Source organism: Brevundimonas sp., assembly GCF_018608325.1.
Lineage (GTDB): Bacteria > Pseudomonadota > Alphaproteobacteria > Caulobacterales > Caulobacteraceae > Brevundimonas.
In genome coordinates, this window is record NZ_JABAZW010000095.1 from 1 (window position 1) to 3,109 (window position 3,109).

A 3,109-nucleotide genomic window follows, 5' to 3' on the forward strand; every position below is an offset into this window, starting at 1 on the left:
ATTTGGTACAAAAACCCCAGTAGTTGGCGCTATACAAGGCGCGGCGGTAGGCGGCGGGGTGATCGCGGGCGGCCTGGGCTATCCGGCGGTCGCTATCGCTGGAGCCGTCTCGGCGGGACTAGGTCTGGCGCTGGTCCTGATCCTCAGCCGAAAACGCGCGCCTGTTGCGGCCTCCGCCGCCTGCTGATCCAGGTTCCGCACGATCTGTTCGCGCAGATCGTGCGGTCTTTGGCGCTGCTCAGCAGGCGCTAAAAGCATGAATACTTGACTTTGGCGAAGGGACTTCTATATCGCACCCAGCCTCGGGACAGGTCTGCGATACGCGCCGCCCGCTCGCCCACAGAGGGGCGGTTCCGTTGCTTGATGCACGCAGACGCTTTTCTCTCCCAAGGATTCATGACCGAATTTACCCAACTGGGCCTCTCACCCACGACTCTTCAGGCCGTCGCCGATACCGGCTACACGACCGCCACCCCTATTCAAGAACAGGCGATCCCGGTCGCCCTGGCTGGCCGCGACGTGCTGGGCATCGCCCAGACCGGCACCGGCAAGACCGCCGCCTTCACCCTGCCTCTGGTTGACCGCCTGTCCACCGGCCGCGCCCGCGCCCGGATGCCGCGCGCCATCGTCCTGGCCCCGACCCGCGAACTGGCCGACCAGGTCGCCGAAAGCTTCGCCAAGTACGCCAAGGGCACCAAGCTGAGCTGGGTGCTGCTGATCGGCGGCGTGTCGATGGGCGACCAGGTTGCGGCGCTGAACAAGGGTGTGGACGTCCTGATCGCAACGCCGGGCCGCCTGCTGGACCTGTTCGAACGCGGCAAGATGCTGCTGACGGGTGTGGAGATCATGGTCGTCGACGAAGCCGACCGCATGCTGGACATGGGCTTCATCCCCGACATCGAGCGCATCTTCAAACTGACGCCGCCGCGCCGCCAGACCCTGTTCTTCTCGGCGACCATGCCGCCCGAGATCACGCGCCTGACGACCGCCTTCCTCAAGGATCCGACCCGGATCGAGGCCTCGCGTCCGGCGATGACCGCCGACACCATCACCCAGTATCTGGTCCGCATCCCGACCAGCGATCCCAAGGCCAAGCGCACCGCCCTGCGCGCCCTGATCGAACGCTCTGACGTCAAGAACGGCATCGTCTTCTGCAATCGCAAATCTGAAGTCGATATCGTCGCCAAGTCCCTGCAGACGCACGGTTTTGACGCCGCCGCCATCCACGGTGATCTGGATCAGGCTCACCGGATGAAGACCCTGGCCGACTTCCGCGCAGGCAATCTGAAGATTCTGGTGGCGTCTGACGTCGCTGCACGCGGCCTGGACATCCCCGACGTCAGTCACGTCTTCAACTACGACGTCTCGCACCACGCCGACGACTACGTCCACCGCATCGGCCGCACCGGTCGCGCGGGGCGTAAGGGCGAGGCCTATATGATCGTCACCCCGTCCGACGACAAGTCGCTGGATAAGGTGTTGAAGCTGATCAAGAAAGACCCGGAAGAATTGATTCTAGACGGCATCGACTTCGCCGCGATCAAGGACAACTACCGCCGCGACGACAAACGCTCGGGCGGACGTGAACGCTCTGGCGAACGCGGCGGCCGTGGCCGTTCGCGCGCTGCTGAACCGGCAGTAACCGAAGCCGCGCCCGTCGTCGCTGCCACCGCTGTCGAGGCCGCCCCCCCCGCCGCCGAAGCTCCCCGCAGCCGCAGCCGCCGCAAGGCCAAGCCCGACACTGTTGTCGTAGCCACGGTCGAAACGCCCGCTGTCGTGGAAGCTGCCATCGTCGAAGCCGTCGAGCCGGTCGAGGCGCGCGCACCCCGTCCCGACCGCGAACCGCAGTTGCTGCAATCGGACCGCCGCGGCGACCGCAAGCCTGCCAAGGACGAGCCCCAGCGTCAGGGCGTCCGTGGCTTCGGCGATGACATTCCGGCCTTCCTGCGCCGCCCGGTCGTCATTCCCGCTTAACCCGTCGTTACGTTTCGCGGCTTAGAACTTCTCCAGGGGCCTCAGAATGGGGCCCATGGGGAAGAGACGAATGTCTAATCAGGTCGAGACAGTTGTGCGCGGGCCGGAAGCCTATGCTCTCGCGCGCAATGTCATCGTCGAAATGGAAAAGTCGGGCGTCTGGCCGACGCCGCTGAATTTCGAACTCTGGCTGCACTATCTGGGCGATCCCGAAGGTCCGCTGGGCCTGGCGATCCAGAAGCTGCTGTCCGAAGCGACCCCCATTTCTGATGAGACCTCCGAAATGCTGGCGGCGGAATTCCTGCCGCGCGGACGTTTGTCGGAAGAAATCCGCGACGCCGGCGCGGTGCTGGATCGCGAATTGTCCAGCATTGCTGAGGCCATCACCAAGGCTCACAAGACCCAGCTCGACTATGGTCAGACCCTGGCTGGCGCCTCTGAGACCATAGAGTCCGCTGATCATGTTTCGGCGCTGAAGGACATTGTCGGCGATCTCAGCACCGCAACCCGCCGCGTGCGCCGCGAAACCGCCATTCTGGAAAAGCGCCTGGCCAACTCCAATCAGGAGGTCGCCCGCCTGCGCGAACATCTGGACCAGGTGCGACGCGATGCGATGACCGACGCCCTGACCAATCTGGCCAACCGCAAGGCTTTTGACGAACAACTGTCCGCCGTCTGCGCGGTGGAATCCAAGACGCCGCTGTGTCTGGCCGTTCTCGACATCGATCATTTCAAGCGTTTCAACGACACCTGGGGCCACCAGACCGGTGATCAGGTGCTGCGTTACGTGTCCACCGTCCTGTCGCGCATCTGCGTCGGCCGCCGCTTCGCCGCCCGTTTCGGCGGCGAGGAGTTCGCCATCATCTTCCCCGGTGAAAGCAGCGGCGCGGTCATGTCCGCACTGGAAAGCATCCGCCAGGAGGTCTCATCACGCGGCCTGCGCCGTCGCTCGACCAATGATGATCTGGGCGCGGTGACCATATCCGCCGGATTTGCAGAGCGTCAGGCGGGCGAAAGCGCCGCCGCCCTGCTGGAGCGGGCCGACGCCGCCATGTATTTCTCCAAGCGCAATGGCCGCAATCGCACCACGTGCTGGACGCCCGATACCCCCGGGATTTCGGACGCCACGTGAGCG

At 64.7% G+C, this 3,109-nt stretch carries 2 protein-coding genes and 1 pseudogene; all 3 read left to right on the forward strand.

Going from position 1 to position 3,109, the window contains the following annotated elements; all coding sequences use genetic code 11:
- Positions 1–187: pseudogene (locus tag QZ281_RS09285) on the forward strand (hypothetical protein); the annotation flags it as partial.
- Between the two features lie 209 nt (positions 188–396).
- The gene (locus tag QZ281_RS09290) at positions 397–1,974 is read left to right on the forward strand and encodes a DEAD/DEAH box helicase (protein WP_292227502.1); all 1,578 of its coding nucleotides are present in this window, start codon (positions 397–399) and stop codon (positions 1,972–1,974) included.
- A 70-nt stretch (positions 1,975–2,044) separates the two neighbouring features.
- Positions 2,045–3,106 carry a GGDEF domain-containing protein gene (locus tag QZ281_RS09295; protein WP_292227504.1) on the forward strand — a complete coding sequence of 354 codons (1,062 nt, stop codon included), beginning with the start codon at positions 2,045–2,047 and terminating at the stop codon, positions 3,104–3,106.
- The last annotated feature ends 3 nt before the right edge of the window (positions 3,107–3,109 follow it).